Annotated in this window: 23 protein-coding genes; 16 read left to right on the top strand and 7 right to left on the bottom strand. The window is 68.2% G+C overall.

Features of this window, described 5'->3' with window-relative positions:
- Positions 1 to 26: 26 nt before the first annotated feature.
- From atpB to yaaA, 10 genes are read left to right on the top strand one after another with little or no spacing between them, the layout of a single operon-like run.
- The gene (gene atpB / locus QZ258_RS07990) at positions 27 to 860 is read left to right on the top strand and encodes a F0F1 ATP synthase subunit A (protein ID WP_294180353.1); all 834 of its coding nucleotides are present in this window, start codon (positions 27 to 29) and stop codon (positions 858 to 860) included.
- 46 nt (positions 861 to 906) lie between these two features.
- The gene (atpE, locus tag QZ258_RS07985) at positions 907 to 1,131 is read left to right on the top strand and encodes an ATP synthase F0 subunit C (protein ID WP_294180338.1); all 225 of its coding nucleotides are present in this window, start codon (positions 907 to 909) and stop codon (positions 1,129 to 1,131) included.
- Between the two features lie 25 nt (positions 1,132 to 1,156).
- Entirely contained in the window at positions 1,157 to 1,702 is a 546-nt protein-coding gene (locus QZ258_RS07980; protein ID WP_294180336.1) for a F0F1 ATP synthase subunit B, read from the top strand.
- Positions 1,702 to 2,493 (top strand): F0F1 ATP synthase subunit delta, encoded by a 792-nt coding sequence (locus tag QZ258_RS07975; RefSeq protein ID WP_294180330.1) that lies wholly within the window; start codon positions 1,702 to 1,704, stop codon positions 2,491 to 2,493. Before QZ258_RS07980 ends, QZ258_RS07975 begins: the two co-directional genes overlap by 1 nt.
- Positions 2,494 to 2,544: 51 nt before the next feature.
- Positions 2,545 to 4,182, top strand: coding sequence for a F0F1 ATP synthase subunit alpha (gene atpA, locus QZ258_RS07970; RefSeq protein WP_294180328.1), 1,638 nt, complete (start codon positions 2,545 to 2,547; stop codon positions 4,180 to 4,182).
- A gap of 53 nt (positions 4,183 to 4,235) precedes the next feature.
- Positions 4,236 to 5,132 carry a F0F1 ATP synthase subunit gamma gene (locus QZ258_RS07965; protein WP_294180323.1) on the top strand — a complete coding sequence of 299 codons (897 nt, stop codon included), beginning with the start codon at positions 4,236 to 4,238 and terminating at the stop codon, positions 5,130 to 5,132.
- 25 nt (positions 5,133 to 5,157) lie between these two features.
- Entirely contained in the window at positions 5,158 to 6,630 is a 1,473-nt protein-coding gene (gene atpD, locus QZ258_RS07960) for a F0F1 ATP synthase subunit beta (RefSeq protein ID WP_294180321.1), read from the top strand.
- A 1-nt stretch (position 6,631) separates the two neighbouring features.
- A complete protein-coding gene (locus tag QZ258_RS07955) occupies positions 6,632 to 6,889 on the top strand; it encodes a F0F1 ATP synthase subunit epsilon (RefSeq protein ID WP_294180319.1) in 258 nt (85 codons plus the stop codon).
- Positions 6,890 to 6,930: 41 nt separating this feature from the next.
- Positions 6,931 to 7,458, top strand: a complete 528-nt coding sequence (locus QZ258_RS07950) for an ATP-binding protein (protein WP_294180318.1) — start codon at positions 6,931 to 6,933, stop codon at positions 7,456 to 7,458.
- A gap of 6 nt (positions 7,459 to 7,464) precedes the next feature.
- Positions 7,465 to 8,229, top strand: a complete 765-nt coding sequence (gene yaaA, locus QZ258_RS07945) for a YaaA family protein (protein WP_294180316.1) — start codon at positions 7,465 to 7,467, stop codon at positions 8,227 to 8,229.
- Here the strand turns inward: yaaA and QZ258_RS07940 are convergent.
- Entirely contained in the window at positions 8,226 to 8,822 is a 597-nt protein-coding gene (locus QZ258_RS07940) for a DNA-3-methyladenine glycosylase I (protein ID WP_294180315.1), read from the bottom strand. The genes yaaA and QZ258_RS07940 overlap by 4 nt on opposite strands.
- On the bottom strand, positions 8,819 to 9,343 hold the full coding sequence (locus tag QZ258_RS07935) for a methylated-DNA--[protein]-cysteine S-methyltransferase (RefSeq protein WP_294180313.1): 525 nt from the start codon (positions 9,341 to 9,343) through the stop codon (positions 8,819 to 8,821). The genes QZ258_RS07940 and QZ258_RS07935 overlap by 4 nt, the downstream gene beginning before the upstream one ends.
- Before the next feature lie 107 nt (positions 9,344 to 9,450).
- Between QZ258_RS07935 and QZ258_RS07930 the strand changes: the two genes are divergently transcribed.
- A complete protein-coding gene (locus QZ258_RS07930; protein ID WP_294180311.1) occupies positions 9,451 to 10,431 on the top strand; it encodes an aldo/keto reductase in 981 nt (326 codons plus the stop codon).
- Positions 10,432 to 10,443: 12 nt separating this feature from the next.
- On the opposite strand, the gene QZ258_RS07925 is transcribed toward QZ258_RS07930, so the two are convergent.
- From QZ258_RS07925 to QZ258_RS07905, 5 genes are all read right to left on the bottom strand, one after another.
- On the bottom strand, positions 10,444 to 10,974 hold the full coding sequence (locus tag QZ258_RS07925; protein ID WP_294180309.1) for a TspO/MBR family protein: 531 nt from the start codon (positions 10,972 to 10,974) through the stop codon (positions 10,444 to 10,446).
- 83 nt (positions 10,975 to 11,057) lie between these two features.
- Entirely contained in the window at positions 11,058 to 11,615 is a 558-nt protein-coding gene (locus tag QZ258_RS07920) for a YceI family protein (protein WP_294180307.1), read from the bottom strand.
- Between the two features lie 50 nt (positions 11,616 to 11,665).
- Entirely contained in the window at positions 11,666 to 13,027 is a 1,362-nt protein-coding gene (locus QZ258_RS07915; protein ID WP_294180305.1) for an FAD-binding oxidoreductase, read from the bottom strand.
- A 15-nt stretch (positions 13,028 to 13,042) separates the two neighbouring features.
- Positions 13,043 to 14,446 (bottom strand): aspartate aminotransferase family protein, encoded by a 1,404-nt coding sequence (locus QZ258_RS07910; RefSeq protein WP_294180303.1) that lies wholly within the window; start codon positions 14,444 to 14,446, stop codon positions 13,043 to 13,045.
- A 12-nt stretch (positions 14,447 to 14,458) separates the two neighbouring features.
- A complete protein-coding gene (locus QZ258_RS07905; RefSeq protein ID WP_294180301.1) occupies positions 14,459 to 14,926 on the bottom strand; it encodes an Lrp/AsnC family transcriptional regulator in 468 nt (155 codons plus the stop codon).
- A 114-nt stretch (positions 14,927 to 15,040) separates the two neighbouring features.
- Here QZ258_RS07905 and QZ258_RS07900 point away from each other — a divergent pair, with 114 nt between their 5' ends.
- From QZ258_RS07900 to QZ258_RS07880, 5 genes are read left to right on the top strand one after another with little or no spacing between them, the layout of a single operon-like run.
- The gene (locus tag QZ258_RS07900; protein WP_294180300.1) at positions 15,041 to 16,477 is read left to right on the top strand and encodes a gamma-aminobutyraldehyde dehydrogenase; all 1,437 of its coding nucleotides are present in this window, start codon (positions 15,041 to 15,043) and stop codon (positions 16,475 to 16,477) included.
- 55 nt (positions 16,478 to 16,532) lie between these two features.
- Complete coding sequence (locus tag QZ258_RS07895; RefSeq protein ID WP_294180299.1) at positions 16,533 to 17,108, top strand: FHA domain-containing protein; 576 nt, start codon at positions 16,533 to 16,535, stop codon at positions 17,106 to 17,108.
- Positions 17,105 to 17,959: a PP2C family serine/threonine-protein phosphatase gene (locus QZ258_RS07890; protein WP_294180298.1), complete on the top strand. Its 855-nt coding sequence runs from the start codon at positions 17,105 to 17,107 to the stop codon at positions 17,957 to 17,959. The genes QZ258_RS07895 and QZ258_RS07890 overlap by 4 nt, the downstream gene beginning before the upstream one ends.
- Before the next feature lie 56 nt (positions 17,960 to 18,015).
- Positions 18,016 to 19,431 (top strand): serine/threonine-protein kinase, encoded by a 1,416-nt coding sequence (locus QZ258_RS07885; RefSeq protein ID WP_294180296.1) that lies wholly within the window; start codon positions 18,016 to 18,018, stop codon positions 19,429 to 19,431.
- Positions 19,432 to 19,436: 5 nt separating this feature from the next.
- A complete protein-coding gene (locus QZ258_RS07880; protein ID WP_294180294.1) occupies positions 19,437 to 25,340 on the top strand; it encodes an Ig-like domain-containing protein in 5,904 nt (1,967 codons plus the stop codon).
- Positions 25,341 to 25,371 lie beyond the last annotated feature (31 nt).

The following is a 25,371-nucleotide window of genomic DNA, read 5'->3' as shown; positions in this document are numbered from 1 at the left end:
CGCACGCCCCGAAGCAGGAGAAAGCACTGCTAGCTTCCGCCCTCGCCTCCCTCCTCCCGTTCGCCACTGATGACGAAACGGGTGACGGTGGTTTCCACGGTCCGACCCTCGCGGATTTCTTCCCCGACGCGGTCCTCTTCGCCGGCACGCCTTTTGAGCTGAACCGGATCATGATCATCCGGCTGCTCGTCGTGGCCGTTCTCATGCTTCTGTTCTGGCTTGGCACTCGCAAGATGAGCGTCGTCCCCGGTCGCGGCCAGGTCGCCACCGAGATGGCGATCGGCTTCGTGCGTCAGAACATCGTGATCGAGACGCTCGGCGAGAAGGACGGCAAGCGTTTCATGCCGATCCTGATGGCGATGTTCTTCCTGATCCTGGGTCTGAACCTCACCGGCATCATCCCCGGCCTCAACATCGCCGGGTCCTCGGTCATCGGCCTCCCGCTCGTGCTCGCGGTCATCGCCTACGTGATGTTCATCTACGCGGGCATCAAGAAGCACGGCCTCAACTTCTTCAAGAGCGCGCTGTTCCCGGCGGGCGTTCCCGCCATCGTGCTGCCGCTCGTGGCGATCATGGAGTTCTTGTCGACCTTCATCCTGCGCCCGGTGACGCTCACCTTGCGTCTTATGATGAACATGGTCGCGGGCCACATGCTGCTCGTGCTCTGCTTCTCGGCGACGCACTTCTTCTTCTTCACCGTCCTCGCCGAGGGCAACCTCCTCGGCTTCCTCGGCATCGGCACCCTCGCGTTCGGCTTCATCTTCACGCTGTTCGAGATCCTCGTCGCCGTCCTCCAGGCCTACGTCTTCACCTTCCTCGCCGCCGTCTACATCCAGCTCTCGCTGGCCGACGAGCACTAATCGTTCCGGCACCCGCCGAGAACACTCTCCACCGAAAGGAAAAACCGTGAACCTCGCTGAAGTTACTGGTCAAATCGCCCCGCTCGCCTTCGGCGTCGCGACCATCGGCCCGGCCATCGGCGTCGGCATCGTCGTCGGCAAGACCGTCGAGTCGGTCGCGCGTCAGCCCGAACTCCAGGGCCGTCTGACCGGTCTGATGTTCCTCGGTATCGCATTCACCGAGGCGCTCGCCTTCGTCGCGATCGCCGTCGGCTTCATCCCGTTCCCGTAGTCACCCCGAAACCTAAGGAGGCGGAATGCTGAACGCATTCCTGGCCGCCGAAGAGGAAACCGAGACCGAGTTCTCGCTCCTCTTCCCGGAGTTCTACGACGTCTTCTGGTCGCTCGTCGTCTTCGTTGTTCTGCTGGCGTTCTTCTTCTGGAAGGTGCTGCCGGCGGTCAACAAGACGCTCGACGAGCGCAAGGACGCGATCGAGGGCGGCATCAAGCGCGCCGAGGAGGCCCAGGCCAGCGCCTCGGCCGCACTCGACGAGTACAACGCGCAGCTTGCTGAAGCCCGTGCCGAGGCCGCGCAGATCCGCGACAAGGCGCGTGCCGAAGGCGCGCAGATCCTCGCGGAGCTCAAGGAGCAGGCGAGCGCCGAGGCCGCGCGCATCACCGCCAACGCGCAGGTGCAGATCGAGGCCGAGCGTCAGTCGGCTCTCGTCTCGCTGCGCGCCGAGGTCGGCTCGCTCGCACTGGACCTCGCGTCCGGTGTCATCGGCGAGAACCTCAGCGACGACAAGAAGTCGGCCGGCGTCGTCGACCGCTTCCTGGCTGACCTCGAGAAGGCGAGCAAGTAATGGGCTCGGCGACTCGGACCGCCCTCGAGGCGGCGAAGCAGGACCTCGCCGCGCGGAAGGGCGTCACCCTCACCAGCGGAGAGCAGCTGCTCTCCGCGGGGCGTGCGATCGAGAGCTCGGCGCAGCTGCGCGCCGTGCTCGCCGATCCCGCCGTGGAGGCGTCCGAGAAGTCGGCCTTGATCGCGTCGATCTTCGGAGCGCTCGATGCCACCGCATCGTCGCTGCTGGCGGCGCTCGCGAGCTCGCGCTGGTCGAACCGCGCCGAGTTCCTCGACGGTGTCGAAGAGATCGGCATCCGGGCGATCGCTCACGCGGCGGGCGCGAAGGTCTCGGTCGAGCGTGAGCTCTTCGAGGTCGAGCGGGCGGTGTCGAGCGACGCCGAACTCGAGTTGGCGATCGGCAGCACGCTCGGCGACACGACGCAGAAGGCGACGCTCGTCGACCGTCTTCTCGGCGCCTCGGTCAGCCCGGCAACCGCCGCGATCGTGCGACACCTGGTGCAGAGCCCGCGCGGTCGCCGGATCGGCGAACTGCTGCGCTCCGCCGCCGATCTCGTCGCCGACGCCAACGGTCGCCTCGTCGCCACGGTGACCTCGGCGGCACCGTTGAGCGCGGCGCACGAAAAGAAGCTCGTTCAGACGCTGACGGCCCGCTACCACCGCGAGCCGATCCTCAACGTCGTGATCGACGACCGAGTCCTCGGCGGGCTCCGCGTGCAGGTCGGCGACGAGGTCGTCGACGGCACCATCGCATCCCGCCTCGCGGACCTCCGACTCCAGCTTGCCGGCTGACCCGGCCTCAGATACAGCGGCACTAGCCCACTCACACGAATAGGCATTCACATGGCAGACATCACCATCAGCCCCGATGAGATCCGCGACGCGCTCAAAGATTTCGTCGCGGGATACCAGCCGGCCGCCTCGGCCACGACTGAGGTCGGCACGGTCATCGACGCGGGCGATGGCATCGCGCACGTCGAGGGCCTCCCCGGCGCGATGGCGAACGAGCTTCTCCGCTTCGCGGACGGCACCCTCGGGCTCGCGCTGAACCTCGACGAGAGCGAAATCGGTGTCATCGTGCTCGGTGAGTTCACCGGCATCGTCGAAGGCATGGAGGTCACCCGCACGGGTGAGGTCCTCTCGGTCCCGGTGGGCGACGCCTTCCTCGGCCGCGTGGTCGACCCGCTCGGCGCCCCGATCGACGGCCTCGGCGACATCAAGGCCGACGGTCGTCGTGCCCTCGAGCTTCAGGCACCCGGCGTCATGCAGCGCAAGAGCGTGCACGAGCCGATGCAGACCGGCATCAAGGCGATCGATGCCATGATCCCGATCGGCCGCGGCCAGCGCCAGCTCATCATCGGCGACCGCCAGACCGGTAAGACCGCGATCGCGATCGACACGATCATCAACCAGAAGGCCAACTGGGATTCGGGCGACGAGAACAAGCAGGTCCGCTGCATCTACGTCGCCATCGGCCAGAAGGGTTCCACGATCGCCGCCGTCAAGGGCGCGCTCGAGGACGCGGGCGCGATGGAGTACACCACGATCGTCGCGGCTCCGGCCTCCGACGCCGCGGGCTTCAAGTACCTCGCCCCCTACACCGGTTCGGCGATCGGTCAGCACAGGATGTACGGCGGCAAGCACGTCCTGATCATCTTCGACGACCTGTCGAAGCAGGCCGAGGCCTACCGCGCCGTCTCGCTGCTGCTGCGTCGTCCGCCGGGACGCGAGGCCTACCCGGGCGACGTCTTCTACCTGCACTCGCGTCTGCTCGAGCGTTGCGCGAAGCTCTCGGACGAGCTCGGCGCCGGCTCGATGACCGGTCTGCCGATCATCGAGACTAAGGCGAATGACGTTTCGGCCTACATTCCGACCAACGTGATCTCGATCACCGACGGCCAGATCTTCCTGCAGTCCGATCTCTTCAACTCGAACCAGCGACCGGCCGTTGACGTCGGTATCTCGGTCTCGCGTGTCGGTGGTGACGCGCAGGTCAAGAGCATCAAGAAGGTCTCGGGAACGCTGAAGCTCGAGCTCGCGCAGTACCGCTCGCTCGAGGCGTTCGCGATGTTCGCCTCCGACCTGGATGCGGCCAGCCGTCGCCAGCTCGACCGCGGTGCGCGTCTGACCGAGCTGCTGCGTCAGCCGCAGTACTCGCCGTACCCGGTGGAGGAGCAGGTCGTCTCGATCTGGGCCGGCACCAACGGCAAGCTCGACAAGGTGCCCGTCGAAGATGTGCTCCGTTTCGAGAGCGAACTGCTCGACCACCTCAAGCGCAACACCAAGGTGCTCGACACGCTGCGCGAGACGAACGTGCTCGACGACGAGACGCTGGCGACCCTCGAGAAGGAGGTCGACGCGTTCTCGCTCGGCTTCCAGACCGGTGACGGCCGCACGCTGAGCTCGCCCGGCCACGAGGAGTTCGAGGCGATCGAGGTCGAAGACGTCAACCAGGAGAAGATCGTCAAGTCGAAGCGCTGAGCTGTGACCGACGATTCTCACACGATCACCATTGACGAGTAGGAAGTAACGACATGGGAGCCCAACTTCGGGTCTACCGGCAGAAGATTCGTTCTGCCCAGACGACCAAGAAGATCACCCGTGCCATGGAGCTGATTGCGGCCAGCCGCATTCAGAAGGCGCAGCAGCGGGTGGCCGCCTCGGCACCGTATGCGCGCGCCGTGACGCGCGCCGTCTCGGCCGTGGCGACCTACTCGAACGTGGATCACGTCCTCACCACCGAGCCGGAGAAGATCGAGCGCGCCGCCATCGTCGTGTTCGCCTCCGACCGCGGACTCGCCGGCGCGTTCAACGCGAACGTCCTGCGCGAAGCGGAAGAGCTGACGTCGCTCCTGCGCGAGCAGGGCAAGGAGGTCGTCTACTACATCGTCGGCCGCCGTGCCGTCGGGTACTTCAAGTTCCGCAAGCGCGCCTTCGAACGCGAGTGGATCGGTGACACCGACAGCCCGAGCTTTGCGACCGCGCAAGAGATCGGTGCGGCGATCGTCGAGAAGTTCGTTCAGCCGTCCGCGGAGGGCGGGGTGGACGAGATCCACATTGTCTACAACCGCTTCGTCTCGATGCTGACGCAGACCCCCGAGGTCGTGCGTCTGCTCCCGCTCGAGGTCGTCGAAGGCGTCGAAGAGCCGGAGACCGAGGTGCTCCCGCTCTACGAGTTCGAGCCCGAGGCCGACACTGTGCTCGACGCGCTCCTGCCCGTCTACATCGAGAGCCGCATCTTCAACGCGCTCCTGCAATCCGCGGCCAGCAAGCACGCGGCGACGCAGAAGGCGATGAAGTCCGCGTCCGACAACGCGGACAAGCTCATCCGCGACTACACCCGGCTGGCGAACAACGCGCGTCAGGCCGAGATCACCCAACAGATCTCCGAGATCGTCGGCGGCGCCGACGCTTTGAGCTCGGCGAAGTAATTCCCCACGAGAGAAGACAGAAGAGATGACTCCTCCCACTGCAACCGCCAAGAAGTCCCAGGCTGAGGCCTCGGCTCCCGCCGGAATCGGGCGCGTCGCACGCGTCACCGGCCCGGTCGTTGACATCGAGTTCCCGCACGACGCGATCCCGGGGATCTACAACGCCCTCAAGACCGAGATCACCATCGACGGGGTGACGACGGTGTTGAACCTCGAGGTCGCGCAGCACCTCGGCGACGACCTGGTGCGCGCGATCGCGCTCAAGCCGACTGACGGCGTCGTCCGCGGTCAGGCGGTTGCCGACACCGGCGCGCCGATCTCGGTGCCCGTCGGTGACGTCACCAAGGGCAAGGTCTTCAACGTGATGGGTGAGGTGCTCAACGCCGAACCCGGCGAGAAGCTCGAGATCACCGAACGCTGGCCGATCCACCGCAAGCCCCCGGCATTCGACCAGCTCGAGTCGAAGACGCAGCTGTTCGAGACCGGCATCAAGGTCATCGACCTCCTCACCCCGTACGTTCAGGGTGGAAAGATCGGCCTCTTCGGTGGAGCCGGTGTCGGCAAGACCGTTCTCATCCAGGAGATGATCCAGCGCGTCGCGCAGGACCACGGTGGTGTGTCGGTGTTCGCCGGTGTCGGTGAGCGCACCCGTGAGGGCAACGACCTCATCCACGAGATGGAGGAGGCGGGCGTCTTCGACAAGACGGCGCTCGTGTTCGGCCAGATGGACGAGCCGCCGGGAACGCGTCTCCGGGTCGCGCTGTCGGCGCTCACGATGGCGGAGTACTTCCGTGACGTGCAGAAGCAGGACGTGCTGCTGTTCATCGACAACATCTTCCGCTTCACGCAGGCCGGTTCCGAGGTCTCGACGCTGCTCGGCCGCATGCCGAGCGCGGTCGGCTACCAGCCGAACCTCGCCGACGAGATGGGTATCCTCCAGGAGCGCATCACCTCGACGCGTGGTCACTCGATCACCTCGCTGCAGGCGATCTACGTCCCCGCCGACGACTACACCGACCCGGCGCCGGCCACCACCTTCGCGCACCTCGACGCGACGACCGAGCTCAGCCGTGAGATCGCGTCGAAGGGCCTGTACCCGGCCGTCGACCCGTTGTCGTCGTCCAGCCGCATCATGGACCCGCGCTACTTGGGCGAGGACCACTACCGCGTCGCGACGAGCGTCAAGGCGATTCTGCAGAAGAACAAGGAACTCCAGGAGATCATCGCGATCCTGGGTGTGGACGAGCTGAGCGAAGAAGACAAGATCACCGTCTCGCGCGCCCGCCGCATCCAGCAGTTCCTCTCGCAGAACACCTACATGGCGAAGAAGTTCACCGGTGTCGAGGGTTCGACCGTCCCGCTCAAGGAGACCATCGAGTCCTTCGATGCGATCGTCCGCGGTGACTTCGACCACGTCGCCGAGCAGGCCTTCTTCAACGTCGGCGGCATCTCGGACGTCGAAGCCAACTGGGCCAAGATCCAGAAGGAGAACGGCTAACATGCCGCTCAACGTCAGCGTCGTTTCGGCGGATCGCGCCCTCTGGACGGGCGAGGCGACTCAGATCATCGCCCGCACGACCGAGGGGGAGATCGGCATCCTCGCCGGGCACGAGCCGATTCTGGCCGTGCTCGCCGAGGGCGAGGTGCGCGTTACGACGACGGGCGGCGAGACGGTCACGGCGCGAGCCGACGACGGCTTCCTATCGGTGCAGAACGACACGGTCACGATCGTGGCCGGTGCGGCCGAGCTCGTCTAACGGGCAGGAGCACGGCGTGCTCCGCCTCCGTCGGTAACGGGATGTTCATCGTGATGGCCGGGCTCCCCGGCACGGGGAAGTCGACGATCGCGGAGCAGCTGGGACGCCAGCTGGGGCTCGCCGTCGTCTCGGTGGACCCGATCGAATCGGCGATCCTCTCGGCGGGAATCGACGCCGGTCAACCGACGGGCCTCGCTGCCTACCTGGTCGCCGAGCGCATCGCCGACTCCGTGCTCGGCTCGCCGGCGGCGGGCGTGATCATCGATGCGGTGAACGCGGTGGAACCGGCGCGACTGCAGTGGGTGCGCCTCGCCGAGCGCCACGGCGAACGTCGCACGCGCTTCATCGAGGTGTTCTGCTCGGACCCCGAGGTTCACCGTGAGCGTCTCGAGACGCGCAATCGTGAACTCGCCCACCTGGCCGAACCGAGTTGGCACGCGGTCGAGCAGAGCCTCGACGAGTGGGAGCCGTGGGCCGGGCCGAGCGCCGAGGTCCCGAGGCTCCGGCTCGACTCGGTGCAGCCGCTCGAGGTGAATGTCGCTGCCGCGCTCCGGTTCGCGGTGGGGTGACGGGGCGTGATTCTCCTTCTCCCTCCCTCCGAGACTAAGCGCCCGGGGGGTGTCGTGGGGACGCGGCTCGAGCTCGACGGTCTGAGCTTCCCGAGCCTCGGCGCTCCTCGTCGGGCGGCGCTTTCGGCGCTGCGCGAGCTCTGCGCCGACGACGCTGCCGCGCGCCGGGCGCTCAAGCTGGGCGCGACGCAGCTGGCGCTCATCGAGGTGAACCGCGATGTGGAGCGCTCGGCGACGATGCCGGCACTCGACCGATTCGACGGCGTGCTCTTCGACGCGCTCGACGCCGCGACGCTCTCCGCGGAGGCCCGCCGTCGGGCGGGGGAGTCGGTGCTGATCGGCTCCGCGCTGTTCGGGCTGGTCGGCGCCCTGGATGCGATCCCGGCATATCGGCTTTCGGCCGACTCGAAGCTGCCGGGCCTCGCGCTCCGACGGCATTGGGCGGATGAGGCGGCTGCCGCGCTCGCGGAACGTGCGGCCGGCGGTTTCGTGCTGGATGCCCGTTCCGAGGCCTACGCGGCGCTCGGTCCGGCGCCCGCGGGCTCACGTTTTCTGCGCGTGGTCGCGGAAGGCGAGGACGGCCGTCGCCGTGCCCTCAACCACTTCAATAAGGCGGGCAAGGGCGCACTCGCCCGGGCACTGCTGGCTGGCCCCTCGTGGCCGGAGGACGAGAGCGATCTGCTGGACTGGGCGCGTGACGCGGGCGTTCGGCTTGAGGCGGGCGATGCGGGCGAACTGGTGCTGATCGCCGAGCACCGCGCGGCGGCCTAGCTGTGGGCCGTCGGGCGTGCGGCCCGCCAGCAGCCGTCGACGTGGTCGTCGACGAGTCCCGCTGACTGCATGAGAGCGTAGAGCGTCGTCGGCCCGACGAATCGGAGGCCGAGCTTCTTGAGCGCCCGACTTGCCGCGACCGACTCAGGCGTTGTCGCGGGAACCTCGTCGAGCGCAGAGCGGCGCGGCGAGGACTCCGGGGCGAAGCTCCAGATGAGTCGGTCGAGTGCGCCGGGGTCGGACGCGGTGAGCTCGGCGACGATTTTCGCGTTGGAGATGGTTGCCTCGATCTTGGCGCGATTGCGGATGATGCCGGTGTCGGCCATGAGTCGTTCGACGTCGGCGGCGTCGAATGCCGCGACGGCGTCGATCTCAAAACCCGCGAACGCCGCGCGGAAGGTGGGGCGGCGGCGCAGGATGGTGATCCAGGACAGCCCCGCCTGAAACCCTTCGAGGCTGAGCTTTTCGAACAGCGGGCGGTCGCCGTGCAGCGGCACGCCCCACTCCTCGTCGTGATACCGCGCGTACTCGGCATCGGTGCCGACCCACGCGCACCGTGCGAGACCGTCGGCGCCGACCCGCAGCGCTGTCACGGGAGGCGACTCGCGGGCAGCGAGTACGGGATGCCTTCGTGCTCCAAGAGCCAGGACTTCGTCGGCACGCCGTCGCCGCCGCTGTAGCCGGTGATCTTGCCGCTGCCGGCGAGCACGCGGTGGCACGGCACGATGATCGGCACCGGATTGGCGCCCACCGCGCCGCCGACGGCGCGGCCCGCGGTGGCGCGGCCGGTGGCCTGACCAAGCTCTCCGTAGGAGATGACTTCACCCCACTCGAGCGCGACGAGCTGTTCCCAGACGGCGCGCTGGAACTCGGTGCCCGCCAGCGACACGGGGACATCGAAGGCGTGGCGGGTTCCGGCGAAGTACTCGGCGAGTTGCGTCGCGGCACGGTCGAGGACGGCGTCGCTCGACTCCGGAAGGTCGTCGTGCGGCAGTGCGCCGCGGCACTCGATCGACAACGAGGTGACGGCGGCACCGTCGCCGAGGAGTTCGATGCGACCGAGCGGCGAATCGAGGCGTCGCAGTGAGTGCGGGAGGGCATCCGTGGCTGACATGGTTCGAGCGTAGCCAGCGATCCCGGCCGCAACGCGCGGAAATCGGACACCGTGTGGCCGGGACTCCTGCGCGGGCGGGGGAGGAGGCGTCGCCGTAGGCTTCCGCTATGGAATCTCGTCGACTCGGTACCCGCGGCCCCCTCGTTTCCACGATTGGTCTCGGCTGCAACAACCTCGGCCGCGCCGGAACCCGCACCGCGACGCTCGACGGCGTGCGCGCGGTCATCGATGCCGCGATCGGTGCCGGGGTGACGCTGTTCGACACCGCCGACATCTACGGTGCCGAGTTCGGATTGAGCGAAACGCTGCTCGGCCAGGCGCTCGCCGGGCGCGAGGGCGAGCTCGTGATCGCGAGCAAGTTCGGGCATGCGCAGTTCGCCCCCGCCCTCGCGGGCGACAGCGCACCGGGATCGCGCAGCTACCTGCGCGCCGCCGTGGAGGGATCGCTCACCCGGCTCGGGATCGAACGCATCGATCTGTACCAGCAGCACACGCCCGACCCGTCAACGCCGATCGAGGAGACGATCGCGGCGCTCGATGAACTCGTCACGGAGGGTAAGATCGCCGCCTTCGGGCACTCGAACTTCGACGCGACGCAGATCAGGGCGGCGGCGGACGCCGCGACACGCCTCGGCGTCGCGCCGTTCGTCAGCGCCCAGAACGAGTACAACCTGTTGGCGCGCGAGGTCGAGCGCGAGGTGCTTCCCGCGAGTGAGGACGTCGGTATCGGATTCCTGCCCTTCTTTCCGCTCGCCAACGGCCTGTTCACGGGCAAGTTCACGCGCACCGAGCGGCCCGCCGACACGCGCATCTCGCGTCAGCGCCCGCACATCGCCGACGAGGCGCCCTGGGACGCGATCGAGGCGTTCGAGCGCTTCGCGGCCGAGCGCGAGATCTCGCTGCTGGAGGCGACGTTCGGCTGGTTCCTCGGTCGTGGGGTCGTCTCGAGCGTCATCGCCGGCGCGACGTCGCCCGAGCAGATCCGCACCAATGCGGCGGCCGGATCGGGGTGGCGGGCGAGCGAGGCCGAGCTCGCCGAGATCGGCGCGCTCTTCCCGCTCGGGGATGCCGCGGCTCGCGGCGAGTAGGACTGGCGGCGGCTACGAGTTCAACACCGCGAGACCCGCGTTGAGCGTGGTCGCGTACAGCGCCCAGAGCGCGTAGGGCACGAGGGCGGCGGCGGCCAGCCGCGACAGCGGAGCGAATCGCACGATCGTGGCGATCACGAGCACGTCGAGCACGACGATGATGACGAGCGCGATCCACAGCGCCGGCGCGCCGAGGAACGGTTCCAGCCCAAAGAACACGGGCGTCCAGATTGCGTTGACGGCCAACTGTGCGACATAGAGCCGCAGCGCGCGGCCGCGTGCTGCGGAGTCGGGGGTGCGCCAGACGAGCCAGGCGGCGACCGACATGAGCGTGTAGAGCACCGTCCAGACCGGCCCGAACACGACATTCGGGGGAGTCCACGCGGGCTGCGCCGCCTCCGCGTACCAGCCGTCGACGTTGCCCGCGGTGGACAGCCCGCCGAAGGCGGCGACGGCGAAGGAGATCACCAAGAACAGGATGAGCGCGAGCACCGAGCGTCCGCGCGTCCGGACGGTCGAGTCGGTCTCAGGAGTCGAAGCCATGCTTCACGCTAACGCGTGCGTCGGCCGTGCGGTCGACTCCCAGGGAACGTGGAGCGGGGATGCCTCCCCGCCCCACGTGAGCGCTACGGCTGACGCACGACCTGGAGCTCGATCGTGATCGCGACGTCGTCGCCGAGGGTGAGGCCGCCGGCTTCGAGCGCGGCGTTCCAGTTGACGCCGAAGTCGTGACGGTTGATCGTGGTGGTGGCGCTCGCGCCCGCCTTGGTCTGGCCGTAGCCGTCGGTCAGGACGCCTCCGAATTCGCCGGCGAGCACGATCTGCTTCGTGACTCCGCGCAGCGTGAGGTCGCCCGTGAGGGTGAAGTTGTCGCCGTCCGCCTCGAGGGAGGTCGAGACGAAGGTCGCCGTGGGGTGCTCGGCGACGAGGAAGAAGTCACTGGACTGCAGGTGCGCGTCGCGCTGGGGCTGTCCGGTGTTGACGGAGGCGATGTCGATGGTCGCCTCGATGCGGCTGTCGTTCGGGTCGTCGGCCGTGGTGACGGTCACGTCGAAGGTGTCGAAGGTGCCGCGCACCTTGCTGATGGCGAGATGCTTCACGCTGAAGCTGATCGTCGAGTGGGTCGGGTCGAGGGTCCAGGTGCCCACGCGGTACTGCGGGTGGGCGGCAAGAGTAGTTGTCATGTCACCTAAAACAACAGGACGACAGGGATATTCCCGAGCCCAGAAAAAAATCAGTGACCGACGAGCGGGCCCATCGCGCGCGCGATGATCGAGCGCCGCTGCGTGAGCCGTTCCTCGGCATCGGCGGCCTGCATCGCCAGCAGGCCCGCGTTGGCGCCCAGAAAGCGCCACGGCTCCGGCTCCCAGTCGCGCGCAGTGTGCCCCACCCACGGCAGGCGCGTGAGTTCGGACGCGTGCCCGGTGAGCAGATCGGCGAGCGTGCGCCCGGCCAGGTTGGTCGTCGAGAGTCCGTCGCCGACGTAGCCGCCGGCGCTTGCGAGACCGGTCGCCGGTGAGAAGTTCACGCGCGCGTGCCAATCGCGCGGAACCCCGAGCGGACCACCCCAGCGATGCGTGATCCGGGTGCCCTCGAGCACGGGGAACAGGTCGACGAGGGCGCGTCGCAGGTGCTCGAAGACGTGCGGAACCCGATCGTAGTCGGGGCGGATCGCGCTGCCGAAGTGATACCGCGCGCCCCGGCCGCCGAACGCGATCCGATCGTCGGCCGTGCGCTGGCCGTAGATCAGCAGGTGGCGGTAGTCGCTGAAGGTCTGGCCGTGCGCGAGGCCGATCTCCTCCCACACATCCGCCGCCAGCGGCTCGGTCGCCACCATCAACGAATACAGCGGCAGGATCCGTCGGTGCGTCGACGCCAACCCCGCCCCGTATCCTTCCGTCGCCTGAACGACACGCTCGGCGCGCACCGTTCCGTGCGCGGTCGTGACGCGACCCGGCGCGATCTCGAGCACCTCGGTGTGCTCGGCGAGCTGCGCCCCTCGGCTCTCCACGGCGCGCGCGAGACCGCGCACCAGCTTCGCCGGATGCAGCCGAGCGCACGCCGGATCGTACGACGCTCCGAGGGCGCCGGCGGCGCGCACGCGGGAGGGTCCCCACAGCTCCAGTTGGTCGACACCGAACGCGCGGGCCTCGTCGACCTCGGCGCGGGCCGCGTCGAGTTGCACGGCCGAACGGGCGAAGGCGACCGTGCCGCCGCGCCGGAAGTCGCACGCGATTCCGGCGCGCTCGGTGACCTCGCCGACCTCGTCGATCGTGTCGATCATGGCGCGTCGCATCGCCAGTGCGGCCTCGCGACCGTGCGTGCGCTCGAGCGACGCCGTCGAGCGCGGGAACAGGGCGCTGCACCAGCCGCCATTGCGCCCGCTCGCGCCGAAGCCGGCGATCTCCTTCTCCAGGATCGTGATCCGAAGCCCCGGATCGCGATCCAGCAGATACCAGGCCGTCCAGAGTCCGGTGAGCCCGGCCCCGACGATCGCCACATCGACCTCGGCGTCGCCCGGAAGCGACGCGCGCGCGACGAGGTCATCGTCGTCAAGCGAATCGTGCCAGAACGACAGCTCGCGGTACGCGGTCACGACGACGTCGCGGTGTTACAGGTGCGAGGTGGCTTCGGTCAGCACCGAGCGCAGGATCTGTTCGATCTCGTCGAACTCGGCGGGTCCGATCGTCAGCGGCGGCGCGAGTTGGATCACCGGGTCGCCGCGGTCATCGGCGCGGCAGTAGAGCCCCGCCTCGAACAGCGCCTTCGACAAGAACCCGCGCAGCAGCCGTTCGGACTCCGCGTCGTTGAAGGTCTCGCGCGTGGCCTTGTCCTTGACGAGTTCGATCCCGAAGAAGTACCCGTCGCCGCGCACGTCGCCGACGAGCGGAAGGTCGAGCAGCTTCTCGAGCGTGGCGCGGAACACCGGCGAGTTCTCGCGCACGTTCTCGATGAGCTTCTCCTCCTCGAAGATGGCGAGGTTCTCCAGGGCGACCGCGGCCGAGACCGGGTGCCCGCCGAAGGTGTAGCCGTGATAGAACGCCGTCGTGCCGTGGCGGAAGGGCTCGTAGAGGCGATCCGAGACGATCGTCGCGCCGATCGGCGAGTAGCCGCTTGTCATGCCCTTGGCGCAGGTGATCATGTCGGGCTGGAATCCGTAGTGGGTGGAGGCGAACATTGACCCGATTCGCCCGAAGCCCGTGATGACCTCGTCGGCGACGAGCAGCACGTCGTAGCGGTCGCAGATCTCCCGAACGCGCTGGAAGTATCCGGGCGGCGGCGGGAAGCATCCGCCGGAGTTCTGCACCGGTTCCAAGAAGACCGCGGCGACCGTTTCCGGCCCCTCGAACTGAATCATCTCCTCGATGCGGTCGGCGGCCCAGATGCCGAACTTCTCCAGGTCGTCGGCCGGGGCGCCCATCTCGGCGGCCCGGTAGAAGTTCGTGTTGGGCACGCGGAAGCCCCCCGGCGTGACGGGTTCGAACATCTCCTTCATCGCCGGGATGCCGGTGATCGCGAGCGCCCCCTGCGGGGTGCCGTGGTAGGCGACGGCGCGCGAAATGACCTTGTGCTTGGTGGGGCGGCCCTGCAGCTTCCAGTAGTACTTGGCGAGCTTGAAGGCGGTTTCGACGGCCTCACCGCCGCCGGTGGAGAAGAAGACGCGGTTGAGGTCGCCGGGCGCGTGGTCGGCGAGACGATCGGCGAGTTCGATGGCCGCCGGATGCGCGTAGGACCAGATCGGGAAGAAGGCCAGCTCTTCCGCCTGGCGCGCCGCGGTCTCGGCGAGACGACGGCGACCGTGCCCCGCGTTGACGACGAACAACCCGGAGAGACCGTCGAAGTAGCGGCGGCCGTGGCTGTCGAAGATGTGGTGCCCTTCACCCTTCACGATGATGGGCGCGCCGTGCTCTTCGAGCACCGACTGGCGCGAGAAGTGCATCCAGAGGTGGTCTTTCGCCTTCTGCTGCAGCGCCGCATCATCGATCGCGGTCGGGGTGGGAATGGTCGTGCTCATGAGAGCCTCTTTCTAGCGGGTGCCCCAGTTGTAGTGCTGCTTGTGCAGCTTGAGATAGACGAAGGTCTCGGTCGACAACACCCCGGGGATGTTGCGGATGCGCTGGTTGAGAATCGTGATGAGCGTGTCGTCGTCCTCGCAGACGAGTTCGGCCAGCACGTCGAAGCTGCCGGCCGTCAACACGACGTAGTCGATCTCCGGAATCTCCCCGAGCGCGTCGGCGACGACCGTGGTGTCGCCGGTCACCCGCACGCCGATCATGGCCTGGCGGGCGAAGCCGAGCTGCATCGGGTCGGTGACCGCGACGACCTGCATCACGCCGGCATCGCTGAGCTTCTGCACGCGCTGGCGCACGGCGGCCTCGCTGAGTCCGACAGCCTTGCCGATCTCGGCGTAGGACCGGCGACCGTCCTCCTGAAGCTGTTCGATGATGCCCTTCGAGACGGCGTCAAGCGCGGGGGGCTTCTGGCGGGCGGACATGCGTCGATTCTCTCAGTGCCGGGCGACCTTCACAAGCGAATCCGTAGATATCCAGCCGCGAAAGTGCTGAAATCCGCAGTATCCTACGAATACATCTCGAAGTAAGGTGAGGGCATGGCTGAGCGGACTCTGAAGAACTTCATCAACGGCGAGTACGTCGACGCGACGGGAGACAGCAGCTTCGACGTGATCGATCCGGCGACCGGTAGCGGCTATGCGCAGTCGCCCGTCTCGGACGCCGCCGCCGTCGATGCGGCTTTCGCCGCCGCGGCGACCGCGTTCGACGAGTGGGGCGAGTCGACCCCCGGTGAGCGTCAGCTCGCGCTCTTCCGAATCGCCGACGCGATGGAGCAGCGCGCGGAGGAGTTCGCCGATCTGGAGAGCCAGGACACCGGCAAGCCGCGCGCCAGCCTCGTCGAAGACGAGATCCTGCTCTCGGTCGACCAGCTCCGTTTCTTCGCGGGGGCGGCGCGCAACCTCGAGGGCCGCGCGAGCGCCGAGTACATGAAGGACCACACCAGCTGGATTCGCCGCGAGCCGATCGGGGTGATCGGCCAGGTCACGCCGTGGAACTACCCGCTCAACATGGCCGTCTGGAAGGTCGCGCCCGCGATCGCCGCCGGCAACACCACCGTGTTGAAGCCCTCCGACACCACCCCGCAGTCGACCCTCCTGTTCGCCGAGGTCGCGGCCGAGTTCCTCCCGGCTGGTGTCTTCAACGTCATCACCGGCGACCGCACGACCGGCGCGCGCATGATCGAGCACCCGACACCGCAGATGGTGTCGATCACCGGCTCCGTGCGAGCGGGCATGGAGGTGGCCAAGGCCGCGTCCTCCGACCTCAAGCGCGTTCACCTGGAACTCGGCGGCAAGGCCCCCGTGATCGTCTTCGACGACGCCGACATCGACAAGGCGGTCGAGGGAATCGCGATCGCCGGCTACTTCAACGCGGGCCAGGACTGCACGGCGGCCACCCGCGTCCTCGTTCACGAGAAGGTGCACGACGCCTTCGTCGCGGCGATGGTCGCCTACGTCAAGGAGAACGTCGCGACCGGGATGCCGTCGGACGCCTCCACCTTCTACGGGCCGGTCAACAATGCGACGCAGTTGGAGCGCGTCATGGGGATGATCTCGGCTCTGCCCTCGCACGCGCAGGTGGAGACCGGCGGAACGCGCCAGGACTCGGCGGGGTACTTCATCGAGCCGACCGTGGTCTCGAACCTCCGCCAGAAGGACGACGTGATCCAGACGGAGATCTTCGGCCCGGTCATCACGGTGCAGAAGTTCACCGACGAGGCGCAGGCGCTCGGCTGGGCCAACGACGTGCAGTACGGGCTCGCCTCGAGCGTGTGGACGCGCGACCACGCGCGCGCGATGCGCTTCGCGAAGCACCTCGACTTCGGTTGCGTGTGGATCAACACCCACATTCCGCTGGTCGCCGAGATGCCGCACGGAGGGTTCAAGCACTCCGGATATGGCAAGGATCTCTCGATGTATGGCTTCGAGGACTACACCCGCATCAAGCACGTGATGTCGTTTATCGGCGAGTAACGCCGACGCGCCGCGCGGCGTCGGCGAGCGGGTCGGAACGCGAGACAATGGGGGAGTGACCTCCGACTCGATCGACGACACCGTTGCCGTGCCGCCGCGCGAGTTGAGTCCCGCTGAACTCACCGAGCGCGAGCGGCTCGACGACACGGTGGCGGTCTCCGGGCCGGTGGCATCGTGGGCGGGCGCGTCGCCGGGAGGGTTGAGCGCCGATCTCGCGCGCGAGGTCAGCCGTGACCGCGAGCCGCATCCCGCGGTGTTGCAGCTGGTGCTTCCCACCGGGGCCGAGGTCGCGCTGGATACGACGGTCATCCTCGGTCGGCGCCCGAGCACGCCGCGAATCTACGTGGGCCCGGTCCCGCGGCTGGTCCCGCTTCATTCGCCGACGCGCGAAGTCTCGTCGACGCACCTGGAGTTCCGTCGGATCGGCAACACGGTCGTGGTGAGTGATCTGCGCTCGACCAACGGCACGACGGTCGTTCCGCCGGGGGCCGCTCCGCAGGTGCTCCTCGGTGGCGACTCGGCGGTCGTGGTGCCGGGCACGATCATCGATGTCGGCGACGGCAACCTGTTGCGCGTCGTGGCGGGGCCGCACGCCGGCACTCCGGCCGCGTCGAACGGAGCGGGCTCATGATCCAGCGCGGATCGGATGCGGTCGAGCGCCGCTTCACCGTTCCCGGTCGGTCGGGATCGCCGTTCGTGCTGTCCTGGGCCGCGCGCACCGACATCGGCCACCGCCGCCAGCTCAACGAGGACTCGGTGCTCGCCGAACCGCCGGTGTTCGCCGTCGCGGACGGAATGGGCGGACACTCGGCCGGGGACCGCGCGAGCGCGGCAGCCGTGTCGCGCCTGGCCGAAGCGACGTCGAACACCTTCCTCGAGGTCAGTGAACTGGATGCCGCGCTTCGGCTCGCCGTCTCCGACATCGATGTGATCGCCGAGGAGTACACCGCGGGCGCGGGCACGACCGTGACGGGCGTCGCGCTCGCGCTGTTCGAGGAGACCCCGGGACTGCTGGTGTTCAACATCGGAGACAGCCGGGTTTACGCCTTCGCGGAGGACCGGATGGAGCGCATCACGGTCGACCACAGCGTCGTGCAAGAGCTCGTCGACGCGGGGATGATCGACGCCGCGTCCGCCGAGAGCCACCCCGAAAGCAACGTCATCACGCGCGCGCTCGGCTTTCACGAAACCCCGCGTCCCGACCTCTGGGGCGTACCGCTGCGAAACGGCTTGCGCATCCTGATCTGCTCCGACGGACTCACCCGCGAGGTCGACGATGAGCGGCTCGCGCAGGTCCTGGCTGAGCGGGCGGCACCCGCCGAAACGGCGGAGACGCTCGTTGCTCTCGCCCTTCAGGCGGGGGGTCGCGACAACGTCACCGTGATCGTGCTCGATGTGGTGAAGAGCCCCGCGCGGGGTCGCCGGCAGGCGCGGAAGCCCAGTACCACTTCGCGCCCCAGTTCGGGGGCTGAACAGGGGTGACGCGCGACGAGCGACCCTAGAATGAACCGACCATTCGACAGCCGAGGGGGGTGACCGTGGCACGACGACTGCCTTCACCGCCTCCGATCCTGCCCGGATTCTCCTACCTTCACGTGCTCGGGTCGGGCGGCTTCGCCGATGTGTTCCTGTATGAGCAGAATATGCCGCGTCGGCAAGTCGCCGTCAAGGTCATGCTGCGCGAAATCGTCAACGACCAGGTCCGACAGATGTTCCAGGCCGAGGCGAACCTGATGGCGCGGCTGAGCGCGCATCCGGCGATCCTGACCGTGTACGAGGCGAGCGTGTCGGCGGATGGGCGACCGTACCTCGTGATGGAGCTGTGTTCGCCGAGTCTGGCGACCCGCTACCGCAGCGAGAGCATCCCGGTCGCCGAGGTGCTTCGCGTCGCGATCAAGATCGGCAGTGCGATCGAGACCGCCCACCGGGCGGGTGTCCTGCATCGCGACATCAAGCCCTCCAACATCCTGACGACCGCGTACGGGCATCCGGTGCTGTCGGACTTCGGGATCGCCTCGACGCTCGCCGGCGCGCGACAGGAGGAGTCCGTCGGTCTGTCGATTCCCTGGTCGGCGCCCGAGGTGCTGCTCGACGAGGTGCCCGGTTCGGTCGCCTCCGAGGTGTGGTCGCTCGGCGCCACCGTGTACTCGCTGCTCGCGGGGCGCTCGCCGTTCGAGGTTGAGGGCGCCGATAACAGCGCGAGCGAACTCATGTCGCGCATCACGCGCGCGAAGCCGCAGCCGATCGGACGCCCGGACGTTCCCGCATCGCTGGAGCGCGTCCTGCGACGATCGATGTCGCGCGACCCCGCCCTCCGGCAGGCGAGCGTACTCGAGTTGGCGCGTGAACTCCAAGTGATCGAGAGCGAACTCGGCGTCGCGCAGACGACGGTCGAGTTGGCTCGCGATGACTGGGCGCTCGGCACCATCTCCGATTTCGAGGAGCGCACCCAGTTGCGGCCCGTCGCGAGCGCGCTTCCGATGACCCGGAGTCAGCGGCGGCGTCGGGGACAGGGCACCGCGGTGAGCGAGGCGCCACCGTCGTCGCGGCCCGCGTCCTCGGGTGCCTCCGATGTGCGAAATGCCGCACCGCCGCAGCCCAAGTCGCTGACCTGGTTGCTCGTCACGAGCGCGGGACTCGCGATCGCGCTCGGCGTCGCGGCGCTCGCGGTGCTGCTCAGCGCGCTCGGCGACAGCGACATCCCCACGGTGCGCGACGTGCAGGCGAGCCAGTCCGCGGGAACGGTGGAGTTCAGCTGGGCCGATCCGGGACTCGAGCCGCAGGACCGCTATCAGATCCAGGTTCGTGACGGGAGCGAGAGCTTCCAGACCTCGACCCAATTCGTTGTCGCCGCATCGCCCGGGGAGACGGTGTGCATCACCGTGCGCGTCTACCGCCAGGGAACGACGGGACCGTCGAGCGCCGAAAAGTGCGTCGACGTCGTGGACGGGTGAGTCGGGTGCTGGGCGAGTGGATCCGGAAGAACCGCGCGGCGTTCGCCGCCGGCATCAGCGGCGTGGTGATCGCGGCCGTCGTGGTGACCGTCGCCATCGTCTCGCCCGGATACGCGACTCAGCGCGTGTCGCTCAATGACGGCACCGTGTGGGTGACGAACCTCGAGTCTCAGGCGATCGGTCGCGCGAACCCCGGCGTTCTGGAATTGAACACCGTCATCGAGACCGACGTGGCCTCGGGCGAGATCATCCAGTCGGGTGAGTCGGTCTTTCTCGTCGACTCGGTCAACGCGACCCTCGACATCGTCGACCCGAGCACGGCGCAGATCGCCGAGCGGGTGGCGCTGCCATCCGAGGACCCGCGGGTGCTCATCGCGGGGGACCGGGTGATCATTCATGCCGTCGGCACCGGTGAGGTCTGGCTCACTCCGCTCAGCGAGATCGGCAGCTTCGATCCCGCGAGCCCCTCGGTCTTGACGCTCGGCGAGCAGTCTCTGGTGACGGTCGACGACGCCGGCGAGGTCTTCGCCGCCTCGCCCGAGCTCGGCGAGGTCTACCGTCTCGATCTGGCTCAAGGCGCCCGGGCGAGCGAGAGCTGGACCTTCGAGTCGGAGGCGACCGCGACGAACTACCAGCTGACCTCGGTCTCCGGGCGCTGGGTGGTGTTCGATCCGACCGGCGCTCGCCTGATCTCGGAGTCCGGCGTCATCGCGCTCGGGGGTGCTCTCGAGCTGGGTTCGGCTCCCGTCGTTCAGACACCGAGCGTCTCCGGGGATGCGGTGTACCTTGCGACGGCGACCGGGCTCGCCCGCATCGTGTTGGCGACGGGGACGATCGAGTCGATCGTCGAGGGCGCCGTCGGCAGCGCCGCGGCTCCGCTCGTCAGCGACGGGTGCGTCTTCGCGGCGTGGGCCGGGGGGCTCGGATGGCGCGACTGCGCCGGCGCGGAGCCGGTCGAGCTGGCGCTCGCCGAGATGCCGAGCGAGGCGGCGCTCGCGTTCGCGCGCAACGCCGATCACGTCGTCCTGAACGACGCTCGCGGCGGCGCGAGCTGGGCGATCGACGACCTCGGGCAACTGATCAACAACTGGGATGTCCTCATCGCGGCCGACCAGCAGCAGGAGCAGGTGGTCAACGACCTGGACACCCCGCCGGAGATCGATCCGCAGCAGCAGCCGCCCGTGGCCCTGGACGACGAGTTCGGGGCGCGGCCGGGTCGCGCCACCGTGATGTCGGTCCTGCTGAACGACTACGACGCGAACGGCGATGTGCTCGTGATCAGCGAGGTCGAGCAGATCGATGAGTCGATCGGGCGCGTCGATCTGGTTTCGCGCAATCAGCAGCTCCAGCTGACGCTCGACTCGAGTGCGCGCGGCAGTTTTGACCTGCGCTACACGATCACCGACGGCCGGGGCGGGACGGCGAGCGCGACCCTGACCGTCGAGGTGCGCAGCGATCAGGAGAACTCGCCACCGCAGCAGGTGCGGTTCTCCACTGCCACCGTCGCCTCCGGCTCGCGAGTCTCGACCTCGATCCTCGGCGACTGGTACGACCCGGACGGGGACCCGTTCTATCTGACGGACGCGAGCACCGCCGAGCCGAACGCGGTGAGCTCGAAGCCGGACGGTGTCGTCGTCTTCACGGACGCCGGCGAATCGACCGGACGCGCCGTCGTCGGGGTCACGATGACCGACGGGCGGGAATCCTCCAGCGGCACGCTCGAGGTCGACGTGCAGGCGCGCGGCGATGTGCCGATCGTGATCGAGTCGTGGGTCGTGGTGGCGACCGCGGGCGAACAGGTGACGGTGCGTCCGCTCAACCACGTCCGCGGCGGAACCGGCACGATCCGTCTGACCGCGGTGGCCGAGAAGGCCGATGTCACGGTCATCCCGAATTTTGAGGCCGGCACGTTCACGGTGGCGACCACTCGCGTGGGGACGCAATATCTGAGCTTCACCGTGACGGACGGCGACGAGACTTCGACCGGGCTGGTCCGCGTCGACGTCTCGGCACCGCCGGACGCGGGCACCAAGCCCATCACCGTTCCGCAGACCGTTTTCGTGCGCACCCTGGCGAGCGCCACGGTCGACCCCACGCTGACCGACATCGACCCGGCCGGCGGCGTGCTCGTCGTCACCGGCGTCACCGACGTCCCCGAGGACGCTGGCGTGGCCGCGGAGATCCTCGACCAGCGCGAGGTGCGCATCACCTTGCGCTCGCCCCTCGACGACGGCCCGATCACGCTGCACTACCGCATCAGCAACGGCGTCGCGGATGCCGAGGGAACGATCACCGTGGTCGAGATTCCCGAGCCCAGCCGCGTTCAGGCGCCGATCGCGAATGATGACGCGGTCACGGTCCGGGTCGGCGATGTCGTCGACATTCCGGTGCTCGACAACGATGAGCAACCAGACGGCCAAGAGTTCGAACTCATGTCGGCGCTCGCGCAGGACCTTCCCGAGGACTCCGGCCTGTTGTTCGCCTCAGGCGACGAACTCCGCTACCTCGCACCGGAGAACGCCGGCAACTACTCGGCCGTCTACGCGATCCGCGGGGAGGACGGGCAGATCGCGCAGGCGACCGTCCGGCTGTCGGTGCGCGAGGTCGACGAGGAGACGAACAGCGCCCCGGTTCCACGCACCGTCACCGCGCGGGTGATCGCCGGCGAGAGCGTTCAGATCGACATCCCGCTCAGCGCCGTCGACCCCGACGGCGATGCCGTGCAGTTGATCGGCGTCGCCACCAACCCCGAGAAGGGCGCCGTGCTCTCGACCGTGGGCGGGGCGATCGTCTACGAGGCGGGGGAATACTCCAGCGGGACGGATGAGTTCAGCTACACCGTCGTGGACGGTCTCGGGGCGCGCGCCGAAGGTCTCATCCGGATCGGCATCAGCCCCCGGCTCGAGGGAGCGCGGAACCCCGTCGCGAACGAGGACGTCGTGTCGATCCGGCCGGGGCGCACCGTGTCGGTGCAGGTGCTCAACAACGACTCCGATCCGGATGGGTCGCCGCTGCGCGTCGTCGCCGCGCTCCCCAACGCCCAGGACTCCGAGGTCGCGGTCGAGGTGATCGACGAGTCGATCGTGCGCATCACCCCGCCCGCGGAGGCGGGCCGATACTCGGTCGTCTACACGATCGAGAACCAGTACGGCGGCACGAGCACCAACTTCGTGACGGTGACCGTCGATCCGGATGCCCCGCTCGCTGTGCCGGTCGCCTCTGACACGGTGCTGACGGTCGCCGAGGTGCTGGACCGCTCGACGCTCGATGTCGATGTGCTCAGCAACGTGTTCTTCGCCGACGGGGCCGTGAGCGAGCTCGAACTCAGTCTCGTCCCGGGCTACTCGAGCTCCGCCGAGGTGCTTCCGGGCGGCAGCGTGCGGGTGTCGATCGAGGGCGCGTCGCAGATCATCCCGTTCTCGGTGGCGCATCCGGAGGACGCCGACGTGCGCGCCTTCGCGTTCCTCTGGGTGCCCGGCTACGACGATGCGCTGCCGCAGCTCGACCCGACCGCCCCCGAACTCGTGATCGAGAGCGAGCAGACGCTGCAGATCGCGCTCAACGACTACATCGTGGCGCTCGGCGGCCAGAGCGTGCGCCTCGTGGACGCGAGCACGGTGCGCGCGACCCACAGCGATGGGAGTGAGATCGTCGTCGACGATCAGAACCTCGCCTTCACGTCCGCCGACCGCTACTTCGGCCCCGCCTCGATCACGGTGGAGGTGACCGATGGCACGAGCCCCGACGACCCGGACGGCCGCCGAGCGGTGCTGACGCTGGCGATCACGGTCGAACCCCGTGAGAACCAGCCCCCGATCTTCGTCGGCGCCGACGTCAACTTCGAGCCGGGGCAGTCGCGGGAGTTCGACCTGATTCGGCTCACGAACTACCCCTACGACGACATCGACGAACTCGCGTACACGCCGCTCGATCCGCTCCCCGAGGGGTTCAGCGTCGAGGTCAACGGTCAGCGCATGGTGATCACGGCCGCCCTGTCGACTCCGGCCGGCACGAGCGCCGTGGCCCGCATCGGCGTCCGCGACGCGATCAACGAAGGTGAACCCGGCACGATTCGTCTCTCGGTCGTCCAATCGACGGCGCCGCTGGCGCAGCCGGTCGCGGACAGCGCGGTCGCGCTGCGCGGGGAGACGACGGTGGTCGACGTCCTCGCCAACGACCAGGTCAACAACCCCTTCCCGACCAGCCCGCTGACCGTCGTGGCGATTCGCGGCCTCGGCGGCGCGGAGCTCCCCGCGGGGCTCACCATCACGCCGAGTGCGGATCGATCACGCGTCACCGTTCAGGTGTCCGAGACCGCCGACCCGGTCGAGGTGAACTTCCAGTACCAGGTGGCGGACGCGACCGGCAACCCCAGCCGCTACGTGTGGGGGAATGTCACGGTCTCGGTGCAGGACGTCCCCGATCCGGTGACCAACTTCCGCGTCACCGAGTTCGCCGATCGCGTGCTGAAGCTCTCCTGGACGCCCGGCGCCGCCAATAACTCGCCGATCACCGCGTACGAGATCCGCACCACGCTGGCGTCGAGCGGTGCCGCGTACTCGACCACCACGTGCACGACGAACGTGAACTGCGCGATCGCGACGCCCGGCAACGGGCCCAGCAACTCGGTCAAGTTCTCGATCGTCGCGATCAACGAGGTCGGCTCCTCGACCGCGGTCGCGAACTCCGCCGGGGCGATCTGGAGTGACATCATCCCGCCGCCGCCCGTGTCACTGAGCTCATCTTCCCTCGACAAGGGTTTGAGCGTGTCCTGGCGCAAGCCCGAGAGCTCCGGAACCGCCAGCCCGATCGAGCGTTATATCGTCACGGTCGCGGATGTTTCTCGCGAGGTCACGGTGAACTCGAGCGACGCGGTCGGCACGCTCTACAGCCTCGATGTCGCGCCGATCGCCGGTGTCGTCAACGGGAGCTCGGTGCAGTACAGCGTGAGTGCGCGCAACAGCGCCCCGAACAGCCTGGCCACCTGGAATCAGGCCTCGTCGACCGGGACTCCCGCCTGGACGCCGCTCGTCGTGGGAACTCCCACCGCATCCGGGGTTTCGTCATCCTCGGGGACGACGGTGTCGGCGCAATGGGCCGACGTGTTCAACAGCAACGGGCGCGCGATCACCGAGTATCTTGTCGCGATCACGCAGGGCAGCAATGCCCCCAGCTGCTCGTCGGCGTCCTCCGTGGGAACCGCGACGAGCACCGAGTTCACGGGCCTATCGCCCAACCGCGACTACATGGTCGTCGTGTACGCGAAGAACGGGCTCGGCGGGTGCAGCGAGGCCGCGACGAGCGCTCGGGTGATCACGCGGGCGACGCCGGGTGTCGTCACGTCGATCACCACGAGCGATGCCACCTCGCCGGGAGACAACGGCCGCTGGGACTTCCGGCTCACCAGAATCACCAACGAGTCCGCCTCGGCCGACTACGTGAAGTACCGTTTGATCGGCGCCGGCGTGGACGGCACCGTGAGCGAACTCGTCCCGGTCGGGTCGGCGTATCTCACGACGCAGAACGGCAGCCACTACGGCACCGCGATCAGCGCCGAATTCCTCGCCTGCAAGGTGTGGCCCGAAGTGACGCTGTGCGCGAGCGAGTGGTCGGCGGCCTTCGCCATCGGAACCCCCGTCGCCAACGTCGCTCCTCCGGGCCTCAGCGCGACGGTGACCTCGACCGGAGTCGGCGTCGAGGGGGAGTGGCGCTGGAGCGCGCCCCCGGCCGGCACCTACGAACTGATCCAGTACCGCTGCGGCACGTCGACCTGGACGACGATGCCCACGAGCGGCGGTGGCGTCTGCACCGCGAGCGGCGCGCTCCACCCCGACGATCTCGAGATCCGCATCACCGCCAACGGCGGATCGAGATACGACCGAACCTACAACTGGGAAGACTTCGACTGACGTCGAGCAACTCCACCCGAGAGGACCCGAA

Source organism: uncultured Schumannella sp. (genome assembly GCF_905479755.1).
Classification (GTDB): Bacteria; Actinomycetota; Actinomycetes; order Actinomycetales; family Microbacteriaceae; genus DCRR01.
Note: the sequence above shows the minus strand (reverse complement) of the source record. Positions and strands in the feature narration are given on the sequence as shown.